This window comes from Bacillus sp. COPE52, from assembly GCF_003355115.1.
GTDB lineage: Bacteria > Bacillota > Bacilli > Bacillales > Bacillaceae_G > Bacillus_A > Bacillus_A toyonensis.
The window spans coordinates 3,662,953-3,685,375 of record NZ_CP031292.1; the positions used below are offsets into that span (position 1 = coordinate 3,662,953).

29 protein-coding genes are annotated in these 22,423 nt (G+C 35.6%); 20 read left to right on the forward strand and 9 right to left on the reverse strand.

The annotated features are described in order from the left end of the window. Positions 1 to 115: 115 nt before the first annotated feature. Both DPQ31_RS18365 and DPQ31_RS18370 read right to left on the reverse strand, forming a co-directional pair. Positions 116 to 1,405, reverse strand: a complete 1,290-nt coding sequence (locus tag DPQ31_RS18365) for an NCS2 family permease (protein WP_000676245.1) — start codon at positions 1,403 to 1,405, stop codon at positions 116 to 118. Positions 1,406 to 1,539: 134 nt separating this feature from the next. Continuing rightward, positions 1,540 to 2,211 (reverse strand): SIMPL domain-containing protein, encoded by a 672-nt coding sequence (locus tag DPQ31_RS18370; protein WP_001161463.1) that lies wholly within the window; start codon positions 2,209 to 2,211, stop codon positions 1,540 to 1,542. Between the two features lie 159 nt (positions 2,212 to 2,370). Here DPQ31_RS18370 and DPQ31_RS18375 point away from each other — a divergent pair, with 159 nt between their 5' ends. Beyond that, positions 2,371 to 2,790 carry a MarR family winged helix-turn-helix transcriptional regulator gene (locus tag DPQ31_RS18375; protein WP_001003306.1) on the forward strand — a complete coding sequence of 140 codons (420 nt, stop codon included), beginning with the start codon at positions 2,371 to 2,373 and terminating at the stop codon, positions 2,788 to 2,790. A 102-nt stretch (positions 2,791 to 2,892) separates the two neighbouring features. After that, entirely contained in the window at positions 2,893 to 3,438 is a 546-nt protein-coding gene (locus DPQ31_RS18380; RefSeq protein WP_000821091.1) for a hypothetical protein, read from the forward strand. 24 nt (positions 3,439 to 3,462) lie between these two features. Here the strand turns inward: DPQ31_RS18380 and DPQ31_RS18385 are convergent, their stop codons facing one another. Genes DPQ31_RS18385 through DPQ31_RS18400 form a run of 4 tightly spaced genes read right to left on the reverse strand, consistent with a single transcriptional unit; the run spans position 3,463 to position 6,857 of the window. Continuing rightward, a complete protein-coding gene (locus DPQ31_RS18385; RefSeq protein ID WP_097958021.1) occupies positions 3,463 to 4,527 on the reverse strand; it encodes an ABC transporter permease subunit in 1,065 nt (354 codons plus the stop codon). Between the two features lie 12 nt (positions 4,528 to 4,539). Next, complete coding sequence (locus DPQ31_RS18390) at positions 4,540 to 5,601, reverse strand: ABC transporter permease (protein ID WP_000468554.1); 1,062 nt, start codon at positions 5,599 to 5,601, stop codon at positions 4,540 to 4,542. Then, positions 5,591 to 6,472, reverse strand: coding sequence for an ABC transporter ATP-binding protein (locus DPQ31_RS18395; protein WP_208730846.1), 882 nt, complete (start codon positions 6,470 to 6,472; stop codon positions 5,591 to 5,593). The genes DPQ31_RS18390 and DPQ31_RS18395 overlap by 11 nt, the downstream gene beginning before the upstream one ends. Next, positions 6,438 to 6,857 (reverse strand): GntR family transcriptional regulator, encoded by a 420-nt coding sequence (locus DPQ31_RS18400; RefSeq protein ID WP_097958026.1) that lies wholly within the window; start codon positions 6,855 to 6,857, stop codon positions 6,438 to 6,440. Before DPQ31_RS18400 ends, DPQ31_RS18395 begins: the two co-directional genes overlap by 35 nt. Before the next feature lie 166 nt (positions 6,858 to 7,023). Here DPQ31_RS18400 and dacF point away from each other — a divergent pair, with 166 nt between their 5' ends. The 14 genes from dacF (at position 7,024) to DPQ31_RS18470 (ending at position 17,643) form a co-directional block, all read left to right on the forward strand. Next, positions 7,024 to 8,214: a serine-type D-Ala-D-Ala carboxypeptidase DacF gene (gene dacF / locus DPQ31_RS18405; protein WP_000831987.1), complete on the forward strand. Its 1,191-nt coding sequence runs from the start codon at positions 7,024 to 7,026 to the stop codon at positions 8,212 to 8,214. A 170-nt stretch (positions 8,215 to 8,384) separates the two neighbouring features. After that, on the forward strand, positions 8,385 to 8,735 hold the full coding sequence (gene spoIIAA, locus DPQ31_RS18410) for an anti-sigma F factor antagonist (RefSeq protein ID WP_000059133.1): 351 nt from the start codon (positions 8,385 to 8,387) through the stop codon (positions 8,733 to 8,735). Continuing rightward, positions 8,736 to 9,176: an anti-sigma F factor gene (gene spoIIAB, locus DPQ31_RS18415; RefSeq protein WP_001243394.1), complete on the forward strand. Its 441-nt coding sequence runs from the start codon at positions 8,736 to 8,738 to the stop codon at positions 9,174 to 9,176. Positions 9,177 to 9,188: 12 nt separating this feature from the next. Further along, positions 9,189 to 9,947 carry an RNA polymerase sporulation sigma factor SigF gene (sigF, locus tag DPQ31_RS18420; RefSeq protein ID WP_000350732.1) on the forward strand — a complete coding sequence of 253 codons (759 nt, stop codon included), beginning with the start codon at positions 9,189 to 9,191 and terminating at the stop codon, positions 9,945 to 9,947. A 135-nt stretch (positions 9,948 to 10,082) separates the two neighbouring features. After that, positions 10,083 to 11,609 (forward strand): sodium-dependent transporter, encoded by a 1,527-nt coding sequence (locus DPQ31_RS18425; RefSeq protein ID WP_208730848.1) that lies wholly within the window; start codon positions 10,083 to 10,085, stop codon positions 11,607 to 11,609. After that, complete coding sequence (locus DPQ31_RS18430; RefSeq protein WP_002093318.1) at positions 11,606 to 11,707, forward strand: methionine/alanine import family NSS transporter small subunit; 102 nt, start codon at positions 11,606 to 11,608, stop codon at positions 11,705 to 11,707. Before DPQ31_RS18425 ends, DPQ31_RS18430 begins: the two co-directional genes overlap by 4 nt. Positions 11,708 to 11,822: 115 nt before the next feature. Then, positions 11,823 to 12,443, forward strand: coding sequence for a stage V sporulation protein AA (locus DPQ31_RS18435; protein ID WP_000399262.1), 621 nt, complete (start codon positions 11,823 to 11,825; stop codon positions 12,441 to 12,443). Continuing rightward, positions 12,436 to 12,852 (forward strand): stage V sporulation protein SpoVAB, encoded by a 417-nt coding sequence (spoVAB, locus tag DPQ31_RS18440; RefSeq protein WP_000568664.1) that lies wholly within the window; start codon positions 12,436 to 12,438, stop codon positions 12,850 to 12,852. Before DPQ31_RS18435 ends, spoVAB begins: the two co-directional genes overlap by 8 nt. A gap of 14 nt (positions 12,853 to 12,866) precedes the next feature. Continuing rightward, a complete protein-coding gene (spoVAC, locus tag DPQ31_RS18445) occupies positions 12,867 to 13,325 on the forward strand; it encodes a stage V sporulation protein AC (protein WP_000184907.1) in 459 nt (152 codons plus the stop codon). 13 nt (positions 13,326 to 13,338) lie between these two features. Next, positions 13,339 to 14,355 carry a stage V sporulation protein AD gene (gene spoVAD / locus DPQ31_RS18450; RefSeq protein ID WP_001241169.1) on the forward strand — a complete coding sequence of 339 codons (1,017 nt, stop codon included), beginning with the start codon at positions 13,339 to 13,341 and terminating at the stop codon, positions 14,353 to 14,355. 3 nt (positions 14,356 to 14,358) lie between these two features. Beyond that, the gene (gene spoVAE / locus DPQ31_RS18455; RefSeq protein WP_000348322.1) at positions 14,359 to 14,709 is read left to right on the forward strand and encodes a stage V sporulation protein AE; all 351 of its coding nucleotides are present in this window, start codon (positions 14,359 to 14,361) and stop codon (positions 14,707 to 14,709) included. Positions 14,710 to 14,714: 5 nt separating this feature from the next. Beyond that, a complete protein-coding gene (locus DPQ31_RS18460) occupies positions 14,715 to 15,284 on the forward strand; it encodes a stage V sporulation protein SpoVABEA (protein WP_001254416.1) in 570 nt (189 codons plus the stop codon). Beyond that, positions 15,271 to 16,743: a spore germination protein SpoVAF gene (spoVAF, locus tag DPQ31_RS18465; RefSeq protein WP_000165603.1), complete on the forward strand. Its 1,473-nt coding sequence runs from the start codon at positions 15,271 to 15,273 to the stop codon at positions 16,741 to 16,743. Before DPQ31_RS18460 ends, spoVAF begins: the two co-directional genes overlap by 14 nt. A 96-nt stretch (positions 16,744 to 16,839) precedes the next feature. Beyond that, positions 16,840 to 17,643, forward strand: a complete 804-nt coding sequence (locus DPQ31_RS18470) for a Cof-type HAD-IIB family hydrolase (RefSeq protein WP_002059967.1) — start codon at positions 16,840 to 16,842, stop codon at positions 17,641 to 17,643. 30 nt (positions 17,644 to 17,673) lie between these two features. On the opposite strand, the gene DPQ31_RS18475 is transcribed toward DPQ31_RS18470, so the two are convergent. Further along, on the reverse strand, positions 17,674 to 18,540 hold the full coding sequence (locus tag DPQ31_RS18475; RefSeq protein WP_000850510.1) for a DUF1002 domain-containing protein: 867 nt from the start codon (positions 18,538 to 18,540) through the stop codon (positions 17,674 to 17,676). 188 nt (positions 18,541 to 18,728) lie between these two features. On the opposite strand from DPQ31_RS18475, the gene DPQ31_RS18480 reads away from it, so the two are divergent. Both DPQ31_RS18480 and ribT read left to right on the forward strand, forming a co-directional pair. Then, the gene (locus DPQ31_RS18480) at positions 18,729 to 19,166 is read left to right on the forward strand and encodes a peptidylprolyl isomerase (protein ID WP_000853789.1); all 438 of its coding nucleotides are present in this window, start codon (positions 18,729 to 18,731) and stop codon (positions 19,164 to 19,166) included. A 471-nt stretch (positions 19,167 to 19,637) separates the two neighbouring features. Beyond that, positions 19,638 to 20,006, forward strand: coding sequence for a GNAT family N-acetyltransferase RibT (gene ribT / locus DPQ31_RS18485; RefSeq protein WP_000908405.1), 369 nt, complete (start codon positions 19,638 to 19,640; stop codon positions 20,004 to 20,006). Between the two features lie 20 nt (positions 20,007 to 20,026). On the opposite strand, the gene DPQ31_RS18490 is transcribed toward ribT, so the two are convergent. Together DPQ31_RS18490 and DPQ31_RS18495 are read right to left on the reverse strand one after the other, a co-directional pair. Beyond that, positions 20,027 to 20,545, reverse strand: a complete 519-nt coding sequence (locus DPQ31_RS18490; RefSeq protein WP_000283583.1) for a DUF309 domain-containing protein — start codon at positions 20,543 to 20,545, stop codon at positions 20,027 to 20,029. Between the two features lie 98 nt (positions 20,546 to 20,643). Next, positions 20,644 to 20,739, reverse strand: coding sequence for a YjcZ family sporulation protein (locus DPQ31_RS18495; RefSeq protein ID WP_000510194.1), 96 nt, complete (start codon positions 20,737 to 20,739; stop codon positions 20,644 to 20,646). Between the two features lie 169 nt (positions 20,740 to 20,908). Here DPQ31_RS18495 and scpA point away from each other — a divergent pair, with 169 nt between their 5' ends. Together scpA and scpB are read left to right on the forward strand one after the other, a co-directional pair. After that, the gene (scpA, locus tag DPQ31_RS18500; protein WP_016109056.1) at positions 20,909 to 21,652 is read left to right on the forward strand and encodes a segregation/condensation protein A; all 744 of its coding nucleotides are present in this window, start codon (positions 20,909 to 20,911) and stop codon (positions 21,650 to 21,652) included. A 160-nt stretch (positions 21,653 to 21,812) separates the two neighbouring features. Beyond that, complete coding sequence (scpB, locus tag DPQ31_RS18505) at positions 21,813 to 22,385, forward strand: segregation/condensation protein ScpB (protein ID WP_000375175.1); 573 nt, start codon at positions 21,813 to 21,815, stop codon at positions 22,383 to 22,385. Positions 22,386 to 22,423 lie beyond the last annotated feature (38 nt).

Genomic DNA, 22,423 nt, shown 5'->3' on the forward strand with positions numbered 1-22,423 from the left:
TTTATATTGTTTTCATTTACTAAAATTAAAAAGGATTGCAGAATGTTGGGAACCCTAAAGGGTTTCCCAACACTCTGTAAAAAACACCGAGGTATTCACCTCGGTGTTTTTTTATTTAACCAATAGCATGTAATACAAACATGGCTAAGAATAAGCATGTAACGATATACATAGATGGTGCGACTTCTTTACGCTTTCCAAGTGCAACTTTTAAGATAGGGTAAGCAATAAATCCGAACGCAATGCCATCAGCGATACTATATGTGAGCGGGATCATAACGATAATTAAAAACGCTGGAAATCCTTCTGAAAAGTCGTTCAGAGGAATTTGTTGAATGCTTGTAATCATCAGACCGCCAATAATAATTAAGATTGGTGCAATGGCACTATCAGGAATTAATTTGACAAACGGAAGAGCGAACAGTGATGCAAAGAATAACATCCCAGTAACGATAGACGTCAGACCTGTCTTTCCGCCTGCAGTAATACCTGCGGCACTCTCTACTGTTGAAACGGTAGGACTTGTGCCAAATAGACCACATGTCATTGCTGAAATCGCATTGGCTTGGTAAGCACGTGGGAATTTGCGGTCATCTTCTAATAAACCGTGCAGAAGTCCCATGTTCTCAAAAATAAGCACCATGCTTAAGGAGAATGTTGCAATCCAAAACGGTAAGGAAGAAAGTTTCCCAAATGACATAGCTCCAAACACATCGCCGTAATTAGCGAATGAGAATGAACTATTTCCCATTTGACTCGTATCAACAAGACCAAATAGCCATGCAATACCAGTTCCTATTGCAATCGTCCATAAAAAGTTTCCACGTACGTTACGAATAAATAATACAAGTGCAACGATAAGAGTAAGCAATGTCGCAAGAACGACAGGATTACTTAATTTCCCCATTGCAACAGCAGTATTTGGATTCGAAACGACTAAACCACCTTTTTGCAATCCGATAAATGCTAAAAACAATCCGATACCGACAGTAATAGCTTCTTTTAATGACTTTGGAATCGATACTGAAAGCACGCGAGCAATTGGTGTAAACGCAGCAATTGCAAAAATAATACCAGAGATAAAGACAGCTGCTAATGCTTCTTGCCAAGTTAAACCGAGCGTATGCACAGCTGTGTACGTGAAGAATGCATTTACACCCATACCTGGGACAAGAATAGCAGGTGCATTTGCCCAAAATGCCATGAGCAGACATCCGACAAATGAACTGAAAACAGTTGCTAAAATTCCAGCTTCAAGTGGAATGCCGGCATCTGATAAGATTGACGCATTTACAATCATAATATATACGATTGTGAAAAATGACGTAACTCCAGCTAAAACTTCTTGTTTTGGTGATGTTTCGTGTAAGCCTAATTTAAATGTTCTTTCAAGTATTCCTTTCATGTTAAACCTTCTTTTTCATATCCCTCTCCCACCCGTGATATCTCTTTTGTAAGAGCTCACCGTCCTTTATTATATCAGAACATCATGTTTTTACAACAACGAAAATGATAACGTTTACTTATAAACGAAATTATTTATAAATACGTAAAAATAGCCCGTATAGTTGAAATGATTTCTAATTCTCCCGATTGAATAGGTGGAGCTGTTTGCGCATGCAAAGTAGCATAGGAAGCAATCTCCCGTGGTAATTGAGCAGATTCTTCAACGAGTGAGAGGGGGACAGGATTAATATTTAAATTGTATGTACTCGCAATAGCACGAGCTTTTTCTACCGCTTGATGCAGAGCCTGAATAAGAGCTTGCTCATAATATTTATTTGGATGAGATATTCGAAAACGTAAACCTTTTGCTAAATTTGCTCCATTTGAAACGGCTATATCATATACTTCCCCTGCTTTTTGTACATTTAAAACGGTAATTTCATACAAATGTTCCACACGATATCCTTGTAGTAACGCTTTATCATTTACATACTCGTATTGAGGAGTGATCGTATAAGAAATCGTTTCTATATCTTTATCAGCAATACCAAGCTGTTTAAGTGCATCCAGCAATTGTTTTGATTGTACTGCATTTTCTTCTTGCGCTTGTTTCACATTTTTACTATCAGTTCGAATGCCAAGTGTTAATAGAACAACATTTGGTTTCGCTTTGACAACACCTTCACCTTGTACAGTAATAGTCGCTTCTTTACCAGTATTAGCTGTGCGTACGTTGTGTAAATAAGGATTCATTCCACCCTGCATTTTCCATCACCATCCTTTTTATATGTATATGTGTGAACAAAAAAGAAATTTATATGAAAAAAGTTACATAAATGAGAATGTTGAGGAAAGAAAGCATATACAACATAGGTATTTATAGATTATAATATGTGTAAATATGATAAAAAAGGGACGAGGCTAGTGAACGAAAAAAGAGAAACACTGATTTTAGATTTATCCGCATCATTTCGAAAGATGATACGTTTATTACAAAATGATATTAATACACGCTTTGCAGAACATATGCCATATAATGAATTTTCTGTATTACGTGCGTTATTTTTAAACAGTCCACAGATGGCTTCGCAAATTGCGAGTGAAGTAAACGTAACCTCCAGTCATATTACAGCTGTTACAGATCGTCTCGTACGAAAAGGGTTTGTAGAAAGAAAGCGTTCAAATTCAGACCGTCGTATCGTGTACTTAGAAATTACAGAACACGGAAGAGAAGTAACTGAAAAACTTGAAGCTGTGCGTAAGGAATACTATAAAGAGAGATTTAAAGGTTGGAGCGACCAAGAAATAGAAATGGTATTAGAATTATTTGGCCGCGTATTATAATAAATGAGGATAGGAAGCGAAAGCTTTCCTATCCTTTTTCTTTTGAATAAAAATATTTTGAAACTCCAATACTTTAATTAAAAAGAATCGGAGTGAAAAATTATGAAACGTATTTTTACGCTTTTCATTATGATTGGAAGTATGTTCTGCTTTAATAAGTTCGTGGATGCCGCAACGCCAATTCATGTCGTTCAAAAAGAATTACAACATATTTCAAATAAGCAACCTGTTTTATATTCAAAACTATGGATTCGTTCTATGCAGAATGCCATTTTATTTCATCATAGTGATAACATGCGGCATGAAGATACGATAAGCAATGTGACAAAGTCTTCTCTTGTAAAAGTAAAACAACTTCCACTTCAGAAAGCATCACAGTACATCCCGAGATTATCACAATATATTGCTAAGTTTGAGGCTGAAAATGTTCAAGTGTATTATGTTGCAGCTCGTTATGAAGTGAAAAAAGAAAATCCGTATCAGTTAAATGGAATGAATTATTTTATGCAAGTGTTTATTCAACAAGGGGGAGAATGGAGAATTGCTGAAAGTATAGTTGCTCCAACAGATCAAATCGTAGCAAATGGTGACGGATTTGGAACGAAGCAAGAAAAAGAGTATGGGAAAAGAAGAGAGAATGTGAAATAACCTCCTCAAGAAGAGGAGGTTATTTTATTTGAAATTCCAAGAGACTTTCCATTTTAATATTTTAGGTAGAAGGAAGTAGGTAATTATGCTCGTCACGAAAAATCCAATGTAAAAATTCAGTAATGATTTGTCTCTCCCCAAGACTAAACCACCAACTATTCCTATAAAGAAAATAGCAAGGCTCATAACTATTTTTTGAAACTTCGGATATAGTAAGAAACTTCCATTTCGCTCGTTGACTGAACGAACATATAAATATAAACTGAGTGGTAACAAAATAATGATATATATAATAGGTGCAATCAATAATTTTGCTGAAGGGATTTTTGTAAAGTTGGGTTCGTTATGACGCACTCCATTATCATCAATATAAGAACTTTGTGGATCGTAATCAAAGCGAATAGTAAAATTTTCTGCCGGACCAGAAATCCGCATGTTTTCCATAACCCGATGCATATTGCCATTGTTCTCATGAAAGTCAATATTTGAGTGGACAGCGATGACTCCTGAGATAAGTGTTGGAAGTAATAATGGGAATATGAATATAGCTGCAGTGAGAAGTCCTTGCGAGATAAGATTCCCAGTTATTGTCCCTATACATAAGGCAAGTGTATAAATAGCAATTAATACAATTAACATGTATATAAAATAAGAATGGAATGGGGAAAATACTTGATATTTATTATGAAAAGTTAACTTTTTCATAATAGCAAATAGTCCCCAGTTTATACTAACAGCTGCTACAATGTTACAAATACCAAACAACCATTTTGTCATAAAAAGGTGTGAACGTTTAAAAGGCATAGACCAAAGAAAATCGATGGAGTTATTTTGCCTTTCCCAACCTATTAACGTACAGGCTAGAATGATAAGTGCACCACCTTGAAAGATGACAGGGTCCATAAGTAATAAACCAAAATTGTAATGATATACATATTCCCCTTCTTTTTGCATCTTTAGAAGGTATTGTTGTTCAATCGATGCCAAATAGTATTTGTATGACAAATTGTATAAGCTAACGAACCAAAAGAGCCATAAAACATATTTACTTTGTTGATACGTTCTTAGCCATAGTGCTTTTTGAAACATAGGATCTCTCCTTTAAAAAACTTTATAATTTGTTAGGCGTGATAATACAATATAAGTAATGATTCCAGCGAGAAACAAACCGATATAGTAGTTAAATAAGAAACTAAATTGATTTATTTTATAGCCACCTAGTAATGCAAAGTAAATGGTTGTTCCCCATATCCATATTCGTAAATGTTTTTGGAAAATAAATATCTTTTGAGTGTTTTCATTAGGCGATCGTGTATATAAAAATGAGCCAAGTAGTAAGTAAAATATTGTATACAAAATAGGGACTAACACTGATTTAGCCGAATAATACGTATAAGATGCTGGATCTCTTAAAGTAGTTGGGTCATTTTCTTTTTTGCGCGATTCAGGATTATATTGGTAATAGATCGCGAAATTATATATTGGTGCAACTATATTTGTTTTTCGATTGATTTCATCAAGCTGGTGATACAAGTTGGTATTTGTAGTATCTGTAGCCTGTAAATGGTTTATTGTAAAATTGTACAATAATGGAGTAAATGTAAGTCCCATTAGTAGCCATGGAATACAAAAAGCGATTTGTGAAACAATGCTCCCAGTAAAAGTACCGATACATAATGCAGCTGTATAGACTGCAACATAAGAAACAATTGCATAAAGAAAGTATCGATGAAATGGACTGAATGTTTGATACTCAAAATGAATGGTTGTTCTATAAATAATGTACATAAGGATCCAGTTTACAAGGAGAGACCCTATAATCCATAGTGAACCGAAAGCCCATTTAGAGAAGAAAATATCTTTTCTTGTAAATGGCATTTCCATAAGTAGGGTAATAGATTGGTTGCTACGTTCCCAACCTATTAATAGACAAGCTAAACAAATAATAAGAATAGTTAGCCAAAAACTATTACCTGTATTTGACAAAAAAGCATAATAGTAATAGAAAGTCCCCTTTTCTGAGAGTTCATAATAATTAGCAAGTTGCTGCTGAGCTGCTTTATAGTATCCGAAAGATAAAAGATAAAGTGTACTCAAGAAAAAGAGTAATACAGCATATTTCCCGCGTTTCCAATTCCACATCCATAGTGCCTTATGAAACATACCCATCCTCCTCAAGTATCGTAACGAAGACATCTTCAAGTGACATTGTTAACTCTTCAATAAGTATTGGTTGCTCTTTATAAAACTTTTCAAGCGTTGTAGCAACATTTCCTTCGATTAAAATCGTATATACTTTTCCTGTTTGATTTAATATTTTAATATTGCTTAAGTTTTCTAGTTTTTGAGGTAATGACCGTTCATAGGCTACTTGTATTTTTGCAAATCGTGATTTTGCATCATCAAGTGAAGTAATAGATGCCACGGTATGGCCTTTTAACATAATGATTGTATCTGCAATTTGTTCCACTTCATCTAAATGATGAGTTGAGATGAAAATGGTAATCTCTTTTTCTGCAACTTCTCCAACGAGAAACTGCAAAATCTGTCTTTTAACGATAGGATCGAGCCCATTTGTCGGTTCATCTAAAATGATATACTCTGCTTTTGTAGCAACGGCTAAAATGATCGCAAGCAGCGCTTTCATTCCTTTTGAGTAACTACGAATCCGCTTGTTTGGTAAGTTAAAAAGTTCAAGCAGTTCGTAGAAATATGATTCATCAAATGCTGTATAAACTGCTTTATAAAATTTCACGATTTCTTTTACTGTATATCCGTTCAGTATGTTAGTAGAATCTGGGACATATACGACCTTTTGTTTCATTTCAGGATGCATATGGATATCTGTATCTTCATATGTAACCGTGCCTTCATCTGGGTCTAAAATGCCGATCATCGTTCGTAATAAAGTTGTTTTCCCCGCACCGTTTCTTCCGAGTAATCCGACGATACTACCTTTTTGTAATGTGAAAGAAACATCGTCTAAAATCGTTTGATTATCAATTGTTTTCTTCAAACTTGTCACTTTCAGCATCTATATTTCCTCCAATCTCTTTATAGTATGAATCTATCCAATCATGAATTTTATCTTTCGTAATCCCAAGATAAGAGGCTTCTAGTAATAATTGATGAAATTGCTTTTCAACCATAGCGATTTTCCTTTCGTCTAATGTTGGGGTAATCGATTGAGATACAAATGTTCCTTTTCCTCGTAACGTTTCAATAATCCCTTGTCGCTCTAATTCTTGATACGCTTTACTCACTGTATTTGGATTTATAACAAGTAATGAAGCGAGCTCGCGTACAGAAGGAAGTTTATCACTTGGAGCTAACATGTTTTTTAATACGAGTTCTTTTATATTTTGAACAATTTGTTCCCATATCGGAGTGTTGCTTCTTGGATCAAGTTGAATATGCAAGAGCAATGTCTCCTTCCTCATATATATTAAGTGTACTACTATGAGTAATACGCTTAATACAATATAGGGTATGAATGTGTTTGTCAACTGAAAAAAATAGAAAAATATGGTATTAAAAAATAATAAATTGGAAAAAATAGGTCTGATATAGAATGGAGGGTTAGTCATGAAGCGAGTTTTTGGAATACTTGTTTGTTTCATGTTATTGCTTTCTGGTACTTCAGTTAGTTTTGCACAATCTGAGAAAACGAAGCAGGAGAAAACAGAAGAAACCGCGCCGAAGTTAGCGGAGCAAGCATCGTCAGCAATCGTAATTGAGCAAGATACAGGTAAAGTTTTATTTGATAAAAATCCGAATGAAAAGTTACCACCTGCTAGTATGACAAAGATTATGACAATGCTATTAATTATGGAACAAGTTGAAAAAGGAAAACTAAAACTAAACGATAAAGTTAGAGCAAGTGAACATGCAGCTTCAATGGGTGGATCACAAATCTTTTTAGAACCTGGGGAAGAGATGACCGTAAATGAAATGCTAAAAGGTATTGCCATTGCATCTGGAAATGATGCATCTGTTGCAGTAGCAGAGCATATCGCTGGTTCAGAAGAAGGATTTGTAAATATGATGAACAAAAAAGCGAAAGATTTAGGGTTGAAAAATACACATTTTCAAAACCCGACAGGTCTCCCGGCTAAAGATCATTATTCTACAGCAAATGATATGGCTATAATGGCGAGAGAATTGATGAAGTATCCACTTATTCGCAAATACACAGGTAAATACGAAGATTATTTACGAGAAGATACGGATAAGAAGTTTTGGCTCGTCAATACGAATAAGTTAGTGCGTTTTTATCCTGGAGTAGATGGTGTAAAAACGGGCTTTACAACAGAAGCAAAATATTGCTTAACAGCATCGGCTGAAAAAAATGGCATGCGTGTTATTTCAGTTGTTATGGGAGCACCTACATCTAAAGAACGGAACAATCAAGTGACGAAGCTTCTTGATTATGCATTTGGTCAATATATGACGAAGAAAATGTATACGCGCGGTGAAAAAATTAAGACTGTACAAGTAGGAAAAGGTAAAAAAGAAAAAGTAGATTTAGTTGCATCAGATAATGTGTCTCTTCTTATGAAGAAGGGCGAAAATATGGACAAAGTAAAGCAAGAAGTAATTGCTGAAAAGAAAGTGAAAGCACCGATTAAAAAAGGTGATGCACTTGGCACGCTTGTTATTAAAAAAGATAAAGAGGTTTTATTAAAACAAACAATCGTAGCAAAAGAAGATGTTGCTGCAGCAAGCTGGTGGGAGTTATTTAAAAGAAGTTTTGGGATGTTTTCAACATCAAAATAGCGGCAAACATTTTGCCGCTTTTCTATTCGTATGTAAGTAAATAATTGTTGAATGGTTTCACTTTATGGCGAAATAGTTCTTCTTTTGTCAGTAGGAAGGATTCTTATGTTGTATCACGAAAATCTTTATGTATGTAAATGAGTAAAGTTTGAGCATAAGGAGGAAATCGTGTGAGTCTTTCCATGCAATTAGAAGTAAAACGTGACGTCCTATGTGTGAGACTAGCGGGTGAATTAGATCATCATACTGCTGAAGAGTTGCGAACGAAAGTGACAGATATGATTGAGACACATGGTGTTCATCACATTGTTTTGAGCCTAGAGAACTTATCATTTATGGATAGTTCTGGTTTAGGTGTGATATTAGGCCGATATAAGCATGTAAAGGGATTAGGTGGAGAAATGGTTGTTTGTGCAATTTCACCGCCTGTTAAGCGTTTATTTGAAATGTCGGGCTTATTTAAAATTGTTCGCTTAGAAGAAAGTGAAGCGCACGCGCTCGCGACGTTGGGGGTGGCATAAATGAGAAATGAAATGAACCTTCAATTTTCAGCATTAAGTCAAAATGAATCATTCGCTCGCGTTACAGTGGCAGCATTCATTGCGCAACTAGATCCAACGATGGATGAGCTAACGGAGATTAAAACTGTTGTGTCAGAAGCGGTTACAAATGCAATTATTCATGGATACGAAGGAAATGCAGAAGGTACTGTTTATATTTCTGTAATTTTGGAAGAGGCAATGGTGAAACTCACGATTCGAGATGAAGGGATTGGCATCTTTAATTTAGATGAGGCAAGGCAACCCCTTTTTACAACTAAACCTGAATTAGAGCGTTCCGGAATGGGATTTACTATCATGGAAAATTTTATGGATGAAGTAGAAGTTATTTCAAACGAATCTTTCGGGACAACAATCCATTTGACAAAATACTTATCAAATAGTAACGCTCTATGCAATTAAGGAGAATAGCCTATGGACATAGAGGTCAAAAATGAGAAGAAGAAACCTCAGTTAAAGGACCACGAGCTAAAAGCGTTAATTCAAAAAAGTCAAGGTGGAGATCAACAAGCAAGAGATACGATTGTTCAAAGTAATATGCGTCTAGTATGGTCGGTTGTACAGCGTTTTTTGAATCGAGGATACGAACCAGACGATCTATTTCAAATTGGATGTATTGGGCTCTTAAAATCGGTAGATAAATTTGATTTATCTTTCGACGTGAAATTTTCAACATATGCAGTTCCAATGATTATTGGAGAAATTCAACGATTTTTACGTGACGATGGATCAGTGAAAGTAAGTAGATCTTTAAAAGAAACAGGCAACAAAATTCGAAAGATGAGAGACGAGCTTTCGAAAGAATTCGGAAGGGCTCCAACGATTAATGAAGTAGCAGAGGCGCTAGAACTAACGCCTGAAGAAGTTGTTCTGGCGCAAGAAGCGAGTCGTCCTCCTTCATCGATACATGAAACCGTGTATGAAAATGATGGAGACCCTATTACTATTTTAGATCAAATTGCAGATCAATCTGAAACGAAATGGTTTGATAAAATAGCTTTAAAAGAAGCAATTAGAGAATTAGATGAACGAGAACGTCTTATTGTATATTTGCGCTATTATAAAGATCAAACCCAATCAGAAGTAGCAGAGCGCATAGGTATTTCGCAAGTACAAGTTTCAAGACTTGAAAAGAAAATATTAAAACAGATGAAAGATCGAATAGATGAATAACTGTCTATTCGATTTTTTTATGACTTTAATAGGAGGGAGTTGTTAATTTTCGCAAAAATTAACAGAATTTATTGATAATTTAGTTAATTTAAAATATAATCCAAGTATGAACTTGTCATAAAGGGGGAAGGAAACATGGAAACGAGGCAACAATGGGGAACGAGGGCTGGATTTATTTTCGCAGCGGTCGGCTCAGCCGTTGGATTAGGAAACATATGGCGTTTTCCTTATACAGCGTATGAAAATGGAGGAGGTGCATTCTTTTTACCGTACTTATTTGCATTATTAACGACTGGTATTTCATTGCTAGCATTCGAATTCGCTCTTGGGCATCGTCATCGTGGTTCTGCACCACTTACATTCTTCCGTATTCATCCACGTGCTGAATTTATTGGATGGTGGCAAATGTGTGTAACGTTTATCGTTTCAACATATTATGCAGTAATTATCGCTTGGTCTATTTCGTATACGTATTTTGCAATTACTGGAGCGTGGGGGAAAGACACGCAATCATTTTTATTTAAAGAATATTTACATGTTGCAGATAAACCAGGGCAATTTGGGGGGCTTGTGCCAGAAGTATTAATTCCGTTAGCTCTCGTTTGGATTATTGTGCTTGGCGTTGCATTCAAAGGCGTTAAAAAAGGAATCGAAGTTGTTAACCGCATTTTTATTCCTTTATTAGTTGTTATGTTTTTAATTATCGTTGTTCGTGCAGTGACGATGGAAGGTGCGATGCAAGGGTTAGATGCATTCTTTAAACCAGACTGGAGTCGTATTTTTGATGGGAAAGTATGGATTGCTGCTTATGGACAAATTTTCTTTAGTTTATCTCTAGCATTCGGAATTATGATTACGTATTCTAGTTATTTACCGAAAAACTCAGATACAACAAATAATGCTTTTATTACAGGGTTTGCAAATTCAGGATTTGAATTATTAGCCGGAATTGGAGTTTTTGCTGCTCTTGGATTTATGGCAAATAACATGGGGGTACCAGTTGATAAAGTTGCGAGTGCTGGCGTAGGGCTTGCGTTTGTAGTATTCCCACAAATTATTAATGAATTACCGATGTCACCGTTATTTGGAGTATTATTTTTCTTATCGTTAACTGTTGCTGGAATTACATCACTCATTTCACTTGCGGAAGTATGCTTTGCGGCTGTATCTGAAAAATTTAGTTTGAGTCGTCAAAAGACGATTGGAATTATGGGAACACTTCTCGTGTTAGTTTCTCTTGTTTTTGCAACACGTGGTGGGCTTATGTTTCTAGATGTTGTTGATTATTTCGCTAATAATTTTGGATTAATTACAATTGCACTAGCTGAAGTGGTTACGATAGGTCTTATCTTGCGCCGTCTACCTATTTACCAAAATCATGCTAACTTTGTATCTGATATAAAATTAGGAACGTTTTGGAGAGTTAGTTTACTCGTTATTACTCCACTCATGTTAGGGTATATGTTAATTGATGGTGTAATCCAAAATATTAAAAAGAACTACGGAGATTATCCGACGGAATTTGTTGTAACATATGGTTGGTCGATAGCGGCAGCATTCCTTCTAGTCGCACTAGTCATTGGTTTGAAAAAATGGAATGCACAAATACATTCAGATTCTGCCCAGCTTGAAAAAGAATGGAAAGATCGAGGTGTTTCATGATGAGTGGATCAGCGATTATGATGATGGTTATTGGTATCGTAGTCATTTGGGGAGGACTTGCATTAAGTATCGCAAATTTATTTAAGAAAAAGGCATAAGCTAAAAACATCTGTACTGAAACGGTACAGATGTTTTTTTATGAAAAAATTGTATTAGAAAAAAATTCAATAACCATACTACAACTACGAGGAAGAGTGAAGGGGTGAATGAAAATTGGAAGGAACGATTTATATTAAAATGCGCAATCGTTTAAAAATTTCTCCTGCGTATGAAATAAAGCTGAGTGATGTCGCTCAACTTGCAGGAGATTCTTTTGTAGTTGAGTCTTTACAAAATGAAATAGTTTACAACGTAACAGCACATGATAAGACGCATGTTGTAATTGATGTTATGAAAGTAATTGAAATTATTCAACAAAAAGCATCTCATGTACAAATTAATTTACTAGGTTCTGGACAAACTCTTGTTGAAATTATATATGAAAAAAAGAAAGTGCCCCCAATTTTCTTTGGGCTTGTATGGTTGTTGTTGTTCATTGGGGCGGCCCTTGCGATCATTTATTTCCATGAGGATGTAAGTATGCAACAAGTACACCAGCGGTTATATTACATGATTACTGGAGAGTTTAAGGAGCAACCACTATTATTTCAAGTTCCCTATTCAGTAGGTCTTGGATTAGGTATGGTTTTATTTTTTAATCATGTATTTCAAAAGCGAATTAATGAAGAGCCGAGTCCGTTAGAAGTTGAGATGTTTCAATATCAACAGTCGCTTGATCAATATGTAATTGTTAATGAAAACAAGGATAACACGAAACAGCTTGCCGATGATTGAATGTGGGTTTGTTATATTAATTGGTTTAGCTGGCGGGATTGCAGTAGGTAGCGGATATGTTGCCTTTTTGGCTGTACTTGGTATAATCCCTCGTTTAGCTCAATTAACGAGAAGTGGAAAGCATATTCAATATTTTGAGTGGGCTGTCATTGCGGGAACTTTAACTGGGGCTTGGTGTAGTTTGAAAAACATTACATTTCAAACATCGCAATATTGGCTTGTAATATTAGGTTTATTTTGTGGTACATTCATTGGAATGCTTGCTGCGGCATTAACGGAAGTATTAAATGTTTTACCTATTTTAGCGAAACGAGTCGGGGTAGAGGGGAAAATTGTTGTTTTACTCGTTGCTCTTGTACTTGGCAAAGTAATAGGCTCATTGTTTCACTGGATTTATTTCGTAAAGTAGGAGGCAATATATAAATGACAAACCGAAAACTGAAAGATGATTACATAAATAAAGTGAAGGAGTACCATCCAAAGCCAAACTATTTACTAAATTGTGTGAAGGCATTTCTTGTAGGTGGGCTCATTTGTACAGTCGGAGAAATATTGATGAAATTTTATATACATTATTTTCACTTTAGTGAACAAGAGGCAGGAAATCCGACAGTTGCAACTCTTGTTTTATTGTCGGCGATTTTAACAGGATGTGGTGTATATGATAAAATCGGTCAATTTGCTGGAGCAGGATCGGCAGTACCAGTTACAGGATTTGCAAATTCTATGGCGAGCGCTGCGCTAGAACATAAGAGTGAGGGGATTGTTCTAGGGATTGCTACAAACATGTTTAAGCTTGCAGGAAGTGTTATCGTGTTTGGCGTTGTTGGAGCATATATTATCGGATTAATAAGATATACTTTTAAAATTTTTATGTCTTAAAGGAGGGGCGAGTATGAGGTTGACAGGAAAACAAACGTGGGTATTTCAAAATGATATTTACGTAAATGCAACGGGTACTGCTGTCGGTCCGAAAGAAGCTGAAGGCCCTCTTGGAAAATATTTTGATATTTCATATAATGACTTGCATTGTGGAGAGGAAAACTGGGAACTTGCTGAACGAAAATTAATGTCAGACTCAATGCAACAAGCAGTGCAAAAAGGGAATATAAAAACATCACAAATTGATTTCTTTTTAGCGGGCGATTTATTAAATCAAACAGTGACAGCGAATTATGTTGCGCGTCAGTGGGGGATTCCTTTTTTAGGAATGTTTAGCGCTTGTGCGACGTCAATGGAAACTTTAGCAGTTGGATCAGCATTTATAGACGGTGGATTTGCGAATCGTGTCTTAGCTACGGTGAGTAGTCATAATGCAACGGCTGAAAGGCAATTTCGTTATCCAACAGAGTATGGGGGACAAAAGCCAGAAACCGCAAATTCAACTGTTACAGGTGCAGGGTCCATATTAATTAGCAAAGAAAAAAGTGCAATTAAAATTACGGCAGCTACGATTGGAAAAGTGCAAGATTTAGGAATTATGAACCCTTTAGATATGGGATCGGCAATGGCACCAGCTGCTGCTCATACAATCCAACAGCATTTTGAAGATTTAGGAAGAAGCGCAGCTGATTATGATTTGATTGTTACTGGTGATTTATCGGCTGTTGGGACACCAATTGCAAAACAACTTTTACTTGAGGAAGGTTATGACCTTGGGCATATATACAATGATTGTGGATTAATGATTTATGATTCAAATCAAGAAGAAGTGTTTGCAGGTGGCAGTGGTTGTGCTTGTTCCGCTGTTGTCACATACGGCCACTTATTACGTGAAATGCAAAAAGGGAATTTACAACGCATTTTTGTCGTTGCAACGGGGGCTTTATTGAGCCCAATGATGATGCAACAAAAGGAAACGATTCCAACAATTGCGCATGGTGTTGTGTTTGAAAGAGTTAAAGGAGAGTGAATTGTGGATTTTGTATATGCATTTCTTGTAGGAGGAGCGATTTGTGTAATTGGACAAGTATTGTTAGATTTTGCAAAGTTAACACCGGCCCATTTAATGGCAAGTTTTGTAGTTGTCGGAGCCATTTTAGACGGATTCGGATTGTATGATAAGCTTATAAAATTTGCAGGTGCTGGAGCAACAGTCCCTATTACAAGTTTTGGACATTCACTATTACACGGAGCAATGCATGCGGCGGAAAAACATGGGTATTTAGGAATTGGTATCGGCATGTTTAGTTTAACGTCTGCGGGCATTTCCGCAGCTATATTATTTTCATTTTTTGTAGCACTTATATGTAAACCGAAAGGATAAATCAAATGAGACGAAGGGTTGTTTTGGTAACAGATGGAGATGAATATGCAAAGCGGACAATTGAGCTGTTAACAAAGGAATTTGGGGGCAGGTGTATTTCAGCATCGCAAAGTAATCCAACCAAATTGACAGGGAAGAAAGTTGTTGAGCTTATTATGCAAACGCCATATGACCCTGTATTTGTCATGTTTGATGACAGTGGATTTATTGGAGAAGGATCTGGTGAAAAGGCTTTAAAATATGTAGCCACACATAAACAAATTGATGTACTTGGTATTTTAGCGGTAGCATCTAATACACATCATTGGGAATGGGCGCGTGTAGATGTAAGCGTAGATCGGAATGGGAATTTAACAGAATACGGTGTTGATAAATTTGGACTTCCAGATGGTGAAATTGGCAGGATTAGTGGGGATACGATTTATTGTTTAGATGATTTGAATGTTCCAGTCATTGTGGGGGTCGGTGATATTGGCAAGATGTGTGGAAATGATGAATGGGAGCGAGGATCACCTATTACTAGAAAAGCAATTCAATTAATTTTGGAAAGGAGTGGGTTTTATGACGAAGCCTAAAAAAGTGAATATCCCGATTTCGTCTTTTTTAAGTGATAATGAAAATTACTTAAAGCAAACTGTTGGATTGGGTGTCACATATGATGTTGGTATTCGTAAATTTCAAATTTTAAACAAAGAAATTGGTGTGTTATTTGTAAATGGACTTTGTGATACGAATTATATTATCCCTATTTTAGAAGAAGCGGTGGATACAAATGAAATAAGGGATGTAGAAGAAGATACAGTAAAGCTTTTAGAGAATCGTTTAATTCATCAACAAGTAAGTAAAGTAAAAACGATGGATGAAGTAATGCTCCAAGTATTATCAGGGCTTATTGTTATATTTGTGGAAGGTGAAACGGAAGCTTTTGCAATTGATGTTCGTAGTTATCCGGGGCGGACACCGACAGAACCAGATACAGAAAAGGTAGTACGTGGTGCAAGGGATGGTTTTGTTGAAAATATTGTTGTAAATACAGCGTTAATCCGTAGAAGGATCCGCGACCCACGTCTTCGAAATGAAATGGTTCGAGTAGGGGATAGATCACAAACCGATATTTGTATTACATATGTACAAGATGTTGCAAATCCAGATTTAGTGAAGATTATAAAACAAGAATTAAATAATATTGAAGTAGATGGGATTACGATGGCGGATAAAACGGTGGAAGAATTTGTAGTCAAACAAGGTTATAATCCATTCCCGCTTATTCGCTACACAGAAAGGCCAGATGTAGCAGCGAACCATTTGTTAGAAGGACATGTGTTAGTACTTGTTGATACATCACCAAGTGCTATGATCACTCCAACAACATATTTCCACCATTTACAGCATGCAGAAGAATTTAGACAAAATCCAGCTGTAGGTACATTTTTACGTTGGGTACGTTTTTTAGGTGTTATTTTCTCGTTATTTTTATTACCATTTTGGTTAGTATTTGTATTTGATCCAACTCTTTTGCCACCGAATCTTGCTTTTATTGGACCGACTAAGATGACGCATTTACCAATTTTATTACAAGTGTTAATGGCAGAGGTCGGACTTGAGTTTTTAAGAATGGCTGCCATTCACACTCCGACGTCGTTATCGTCTGCGGCGGGGTTAATTTCTGCTATATTAATTGGTCAAATTGCCATTGATGTAGGGTTGTTTGTACCAGAAGTTATTTTATATGTAGCTGTTTCGATGATTGGGGCATATGCAACACCGAGCTATGAATTAGGACTAGGAAATAAGGTTGGGAAATTGTTTGTAATTATTTTAACAGGTCTCTTCCATGAGATAGGGTTTGTAATTGGAATGACGATATTGATTTTATTTTTAACGTCTATAAAAAGTTTACAAACACCGTATTTATGGCCGTTTCTACCATTTGATTGGGGCGCGTTAACGAAAATTTTACTCCGACCAACTATGTCTAGTTTAAAAGTGCGTCCTAGTATTGTGCGACCTCAAAATGTAAGAAGACAAAAATAAACGGGATTATGCTCCCGTTTATTTTTTTATTGAAAATTTATTTTTTTTTAACAAAAACCAAACATTTTTTGTGTACACTTAGAGTAGATATTGTGTATGAAAGGGGAAGAGGACATGATTAAATTATTTGTAAGTGATTTAGATGACACGCTCGTTTACAATGTGAATGATATGCAAAAAGAAGATGAACGTGCACTTTGTTGGCTAGCTGAAAAAGGGACAAATATTTGTTTTGCCTCTGGCCGCTTTACTCACCGAATTGATGAAGTCGTAAAAAAGTTTTCATTCCCGTATTACACAACAGGTTTAAATGGGGCGACAATGTTACTGCCGGACGGTAAAATATTTCATGAATCAAGTTTTGAAGATAGTGTTGCCCAGGAAATATATCGATATATACATAACAAAGGACTAGCAGATATTGTTTGTGCAAATGAGCAGCGATATACAAAAAGAAAAAATGAAAATCATCATACTTTTGAAGAGTATATGGGGGTACATATTGCTGAAATAGAAGCGTTAGAAGAAGAATTTGGTAAGACTGTACATCCAGCGAAATTATTTGTATTTGGAGAAGAAGAGAAAATTGTAGCATTAGATCAAGAGTTACGAAATACGTTTCACAGTGAAGCGGAAGTTTTTATATCAGGTAAACGTTATGTTGATATTATGCCAAGGGGTGTAAGTAAGGGGAGTGCTTTAAGGCGACTAATGGAACATTTAAAAATTGAAGCAAATGAAGTTGCCTGCATTGGAGATTCTTTTAATGACATTTCAATGTTTGAAGTAACCCCGCATTCATTTACTCTTCATCATGCTCATCCATATGTGAAGGAGAAAGCAAATCATGTTGTTCGTTCGGTTGAAGAAGCTGTTATGAAATTACCGTTACTTGTATAAAAAAGAAGCTCGTCACTGACGAGCTTCTTTTTACTTGAATAAAGATTTAACAAAATCAATGATACTTGAGAAGAAATCTTTAACTTTATCTAGGAAACTTTGCCCTTCTTCAGACCCTAAAAAGGCAGAAACGTGTTCTTTTGCTTTATTTAACTGACTGCCAACTTGATTCCAATCGATATTAAGATTTTTCATTTTATCAAATAACGCTACTAAGTTATCCAACTGTTCATCCGTTAATGTAATGCCGAGTTGATCAGCAATTTTTTTAATTAATGAACGTAAATCTTCCGTTGTTTTTGGCTGCTCTTTTGCAATCTCTTCTTTAATTTTTGCAACAAGTTGAACTGCTTTTTCTTCACCAATTTTATCGCCGAGCTGGGCCGTTTGCACCATTTCTTCATTGGCTACTTTTTTTACTTCCTCAGGAATTGCTTTGTTCGATGTTGTTTCATAGGCCTTCATTAAACCTGTTAAAGCAGCAGTTCCTGAAACTTTAAATGGTGCAGTAATTTGAATCTCTGCATCTTTCACACCTGCTGTAATAAGTGCGTTTGTGTACATTGCATCTGTTATTGAATTAATGTTTTTTGAACGTACAATGAGACCAGATCCTGGCTTTGTGTATGTAATCATAGAAGAGGAAATTGCTCGCGTACCAATTTGTGCTTTTGGAACAATTCCTTCTAGAAATTTATGTTCTTCCGCATTAGACACAGTAATAATTGTAGCATCTTTCGGTGCTTTCATTTCTTTTAACAGATCTTGTTTTTGTTGTTCAGATAAGTTTTCTCCTAGTGTAACAATTGATTCTCCCTCAATGATGTCTGCAAATGAAGCTGTTGGCATCATAAATACCGTTACAGCTAATAGCAGAGCTAGTAATTTCGTTTTCACGAAAAATCGCTCCCTTTCTCTTTCTAAAATTTTCGGGCAACACAGTTATTATAGTATATATTTCTTATTTGTCACCTAGCTTTGTCCACATTTCGAAAAAGAAGTATGTAGATTGTCGGATTCTTTTTTGTTTCTAGTCATGAATGTGGTAATATAGTGCTGAGATACTTGAAAGGAGACATATATATATGAAAACTTTAGGATACATATTAATGGAAAATGGTGAAAAAATCGAATTGGAATTTTTCCCAGAAGAAGCACCGAAAACAGTAGAAAACTTTAAAAAATTAGCAGAGCAAGGATTTTATGATGGTGTGACATTCCACCGCGTTATTCCTGGCTTCGTAAGCCAAGGTGGAGACCCAACAGGAACAGGTGCAGGTGGCCCAGGTTACTCTATCCCATGTGAGACTGATGGAAATCCTCATAGACACCTTGTAGGATCACTTTCTATGGCACATGCTGGCCGTAACACAGGTGGTAGCCAATTCTTTGTTGTTCATGAGCCACAACCGCATTTAGATGGCGTACATACTGTATTTGGTAAAGCGACAAGCGGTATTGAAACAGTATTAAACATGCGTCAAGGCGATGTAATGAAAGAAGTTAAAGTTTGGGAAGAGTAAGTTATGGAAAAAGGGAGCTTTTGCTCTCTTTTTTATTTTTTAAATAGGAATGAGTATTTTCTTTACAGTACATGATACAAACTGTATTGTAATTGTTGCTAAAATATATGACTTATGAGAACAAACTTTTAACAAATTACATAGAATACACTAGATTATATGTTTCAATAAACATTTTTTATTATATTAATTTTGCTAGAATTAAGTTGCTCTATGGTGACTAATAATGAAGCGGTAATGAGTAGCGGATGTTACTTTTAACTATCATATAGCATTGTCTTTTTTTAAAATCTACTTAGAAAGAAATAGTACTGAAACATATATTTGACTTTCTTCTTTTCGCTTTGTATGATTATCAAGTTGTTTTAGGCTCTTCTCACTCTGTTGAAAATATTGTAAAATGAATGTGATATGAAAAGAGTGATTGAGGGGATTCATAGTTTGTAACTTTTGTAAGAAGGGATAAGGGTTATGTTAATTCGTTTTAAAAAAAGTTATGAAAAAATTGCAATGGGGCTTCTTTCGTTTATGCCAACTGAAAAAGATGTGAAAACATTACAATTGACAATGAAAGAGTATGAAGCGAAAGAGGATTGGCAATTGTATTTGTGGAAGCAAAATGAAGATTTTGTTGGAATAATGGGGATTGTAAAAAAAGAGAATCAAGTATTAGAAATTCAGCATTTGAGTGTGAACCCGTCTCATCGTCATATGGGAATTGGGACGATGATGGTTCAAGAGTTAAAGAGCAAATTTCTTGAGTTTACAATTTGCGGAAATGAGCAAACAGCAAGTTTTTGCGAAAAGTGTAAAGGGCTTGAACAAAATATACATTCATGAAAGCAGGGATAAGTAGTTTATTATCTCTGCTTTCTTTTTTGTAATTGTTCTTTGCGTTCAGTGATGACTTCTGTTCGATCACGTAATGTGTGCTTGTGTAGGATATATTCACTAGGAGTAGCGTTCATATCTTTCCACGGAAGGTTTTGTTTCTGACATAACTGCATACATTTCTTTTCCAATGATGTGTCCGATAATGGTAAAAATAACGGTACAAAACTTTCTTTTTTTTGTATAGATTGCACTCTTTCATTGAGTAAGGGTAGAAGTTGCGCTTGATTGATTCCTAAACGTTGTAAAAGTGCACTGTTTTTTTCTAAAATTGTGATTGCACTTTTCATCATCTTTGTGGCGCCATTCCAGTTAGTGCGTCTTTGGTGGTATAAAGAAACTGCCACTTGAATGAGACCGACTAAGTAATCATCACGATTTCCTCTCGGTTTGGTTTTCCAATACTCTTCCAATATTTCGTGACATTCAAAATAGTCATAGTCTCCGTGAAAATGAATTAAAAATTGTATGTATTCGGTAGGATACATATTTTTCGCCCCTATCTAACGGTTATAAATACAAGTGTATCATAGAAATATGAACAATAAACGACTAGGGGATTTTCCCTAGTCGTTTATTGTTCATGTTAGCAGAAGCAAGCTGCCCCTACAATAATTAGTAAAATAAACAGTACAACAAGTAATGCGAACCCACCGCTAAAACCGCAATCAACGTGACCCATAGTTTTTTGACCTCCTACATTGTTCTTACTACACTGTTATCATATGAAGCTGTGGGCATGATGACATAGGCATAGGTCTATTTTTAATTAAATTTCTTAAAAAGGTTGGATAGAACATGAGTATGCTCTATACTTATGTTGTTATAGAAAAAATGTGGTGGGATGCTTTGTGCAGTATAATTTTAAAGTAGAGGCTTTTGAAGGGCCTTTAGATCTATTGTTACATTTAATACATCGTTATGAAATTGATATATATAATATTCCTGTAGCGGATATTACAGAACAATATTTGTCTTATGTCCATACGATGAAAGAACTACAATTAGATGTTGCAAGTGAGTATTTAGTAATGGCTGCAACGTTATTGCAAATTAAAAGTAAAATGTTGTTGCCGAAACATGAAGAAGATGTACTTGATAATGGTGATGACTTTATAGATGACCCTCGTCAAGAATTGATGGAGAGGTTAATTGAATATAAGAAATATAAGCAAGTTGCTACTGAGTTAAAAGAAAGAGAACAAGAAAGAGCACAGCTATATACACGTCCGCCAATTGATTTTGCATCGTTGCAACAAGAAGAGGAGACAAGCTTACCTCTTGATGTTACGTTATATGATATGCTAGCGGCATTTCAAAAATTAATGCGCCGTAAAAAAGCAAAGAAACCTGTAACAGCACGAGTTACTCGTCAAGAAATACCAATTGAACAACGAATGGCTGATATTCTAAAACAGTTAGAAATAAAAGGTGGCCGTCAAAGTTTTTATGATTTGTTTGCTGATGAAGAACGTGAAATAATGGTTGTAACATTTTTAGCGGTTCTTGAGCTTATGAAAAAACAACAAATTAGCATAGAACAAGAACATAATTTTGATGAAATTTTTGTATCGAGTTCTAATAAATCCGCATAGAGCTTGTATGGGAAATGGGATAGAGAAACAGTTTATCTCATGTTACGTTTTAATGAATCGTTTGGAACAAGAAAAGAAATATTGAACCGAACGCATTGATTGTGATTCGGTTTTTTGATGTGTATTTTTAATGAGAAAATAGGAGGAAGGAGCTCGGGCAATGGATAGAAAAGAACAAAAATCAATCATTGAAGGGCTTTTGTTTGTTTCTGGTGATGAAGGGATTTATCCAGAACAAATAGCGAAAGTTCTTGAAATTGAAGTGAATGAAGTAATAGATATTTTAGAAGAAATGCAAAAAGAATATGAAGGTGCACATCGCGGTTTGCAAATTGTACAATATGCAAAAGTATATCGCTTTGCTACAAAGAAAGAACATGCTTCGTACTATCAGAAATTAATAGATATCCCAACAGCTGCCTCACTCTCTCAAGCTGCTCTTGAAACGTTAGCGATCGTTGCATATCGTCAACCGATTACAAGGACAGAAATGGAAGAGATTCGAGGGGTAAAAACGGACAAGGCACTACAAACGTTAGTTTCACACTTACTTATAAAAGAAACTGGCCGAGCAGAAGGTCCAGGGCGTCCTATTTTATATGGAACGACAAAAGAATTTTTGGACACATTTGGATTGAAAACATTAGATGATTTACCGCTACTTTCTGAAGAGAGTGAACAAATGAATGAAGCAGATTTATTCTTCGGTTCTTTACAAGAAATATCAAAATAAAAGCTTAGCATTTTGCTAAGCTTTTTTTGTATATCAAT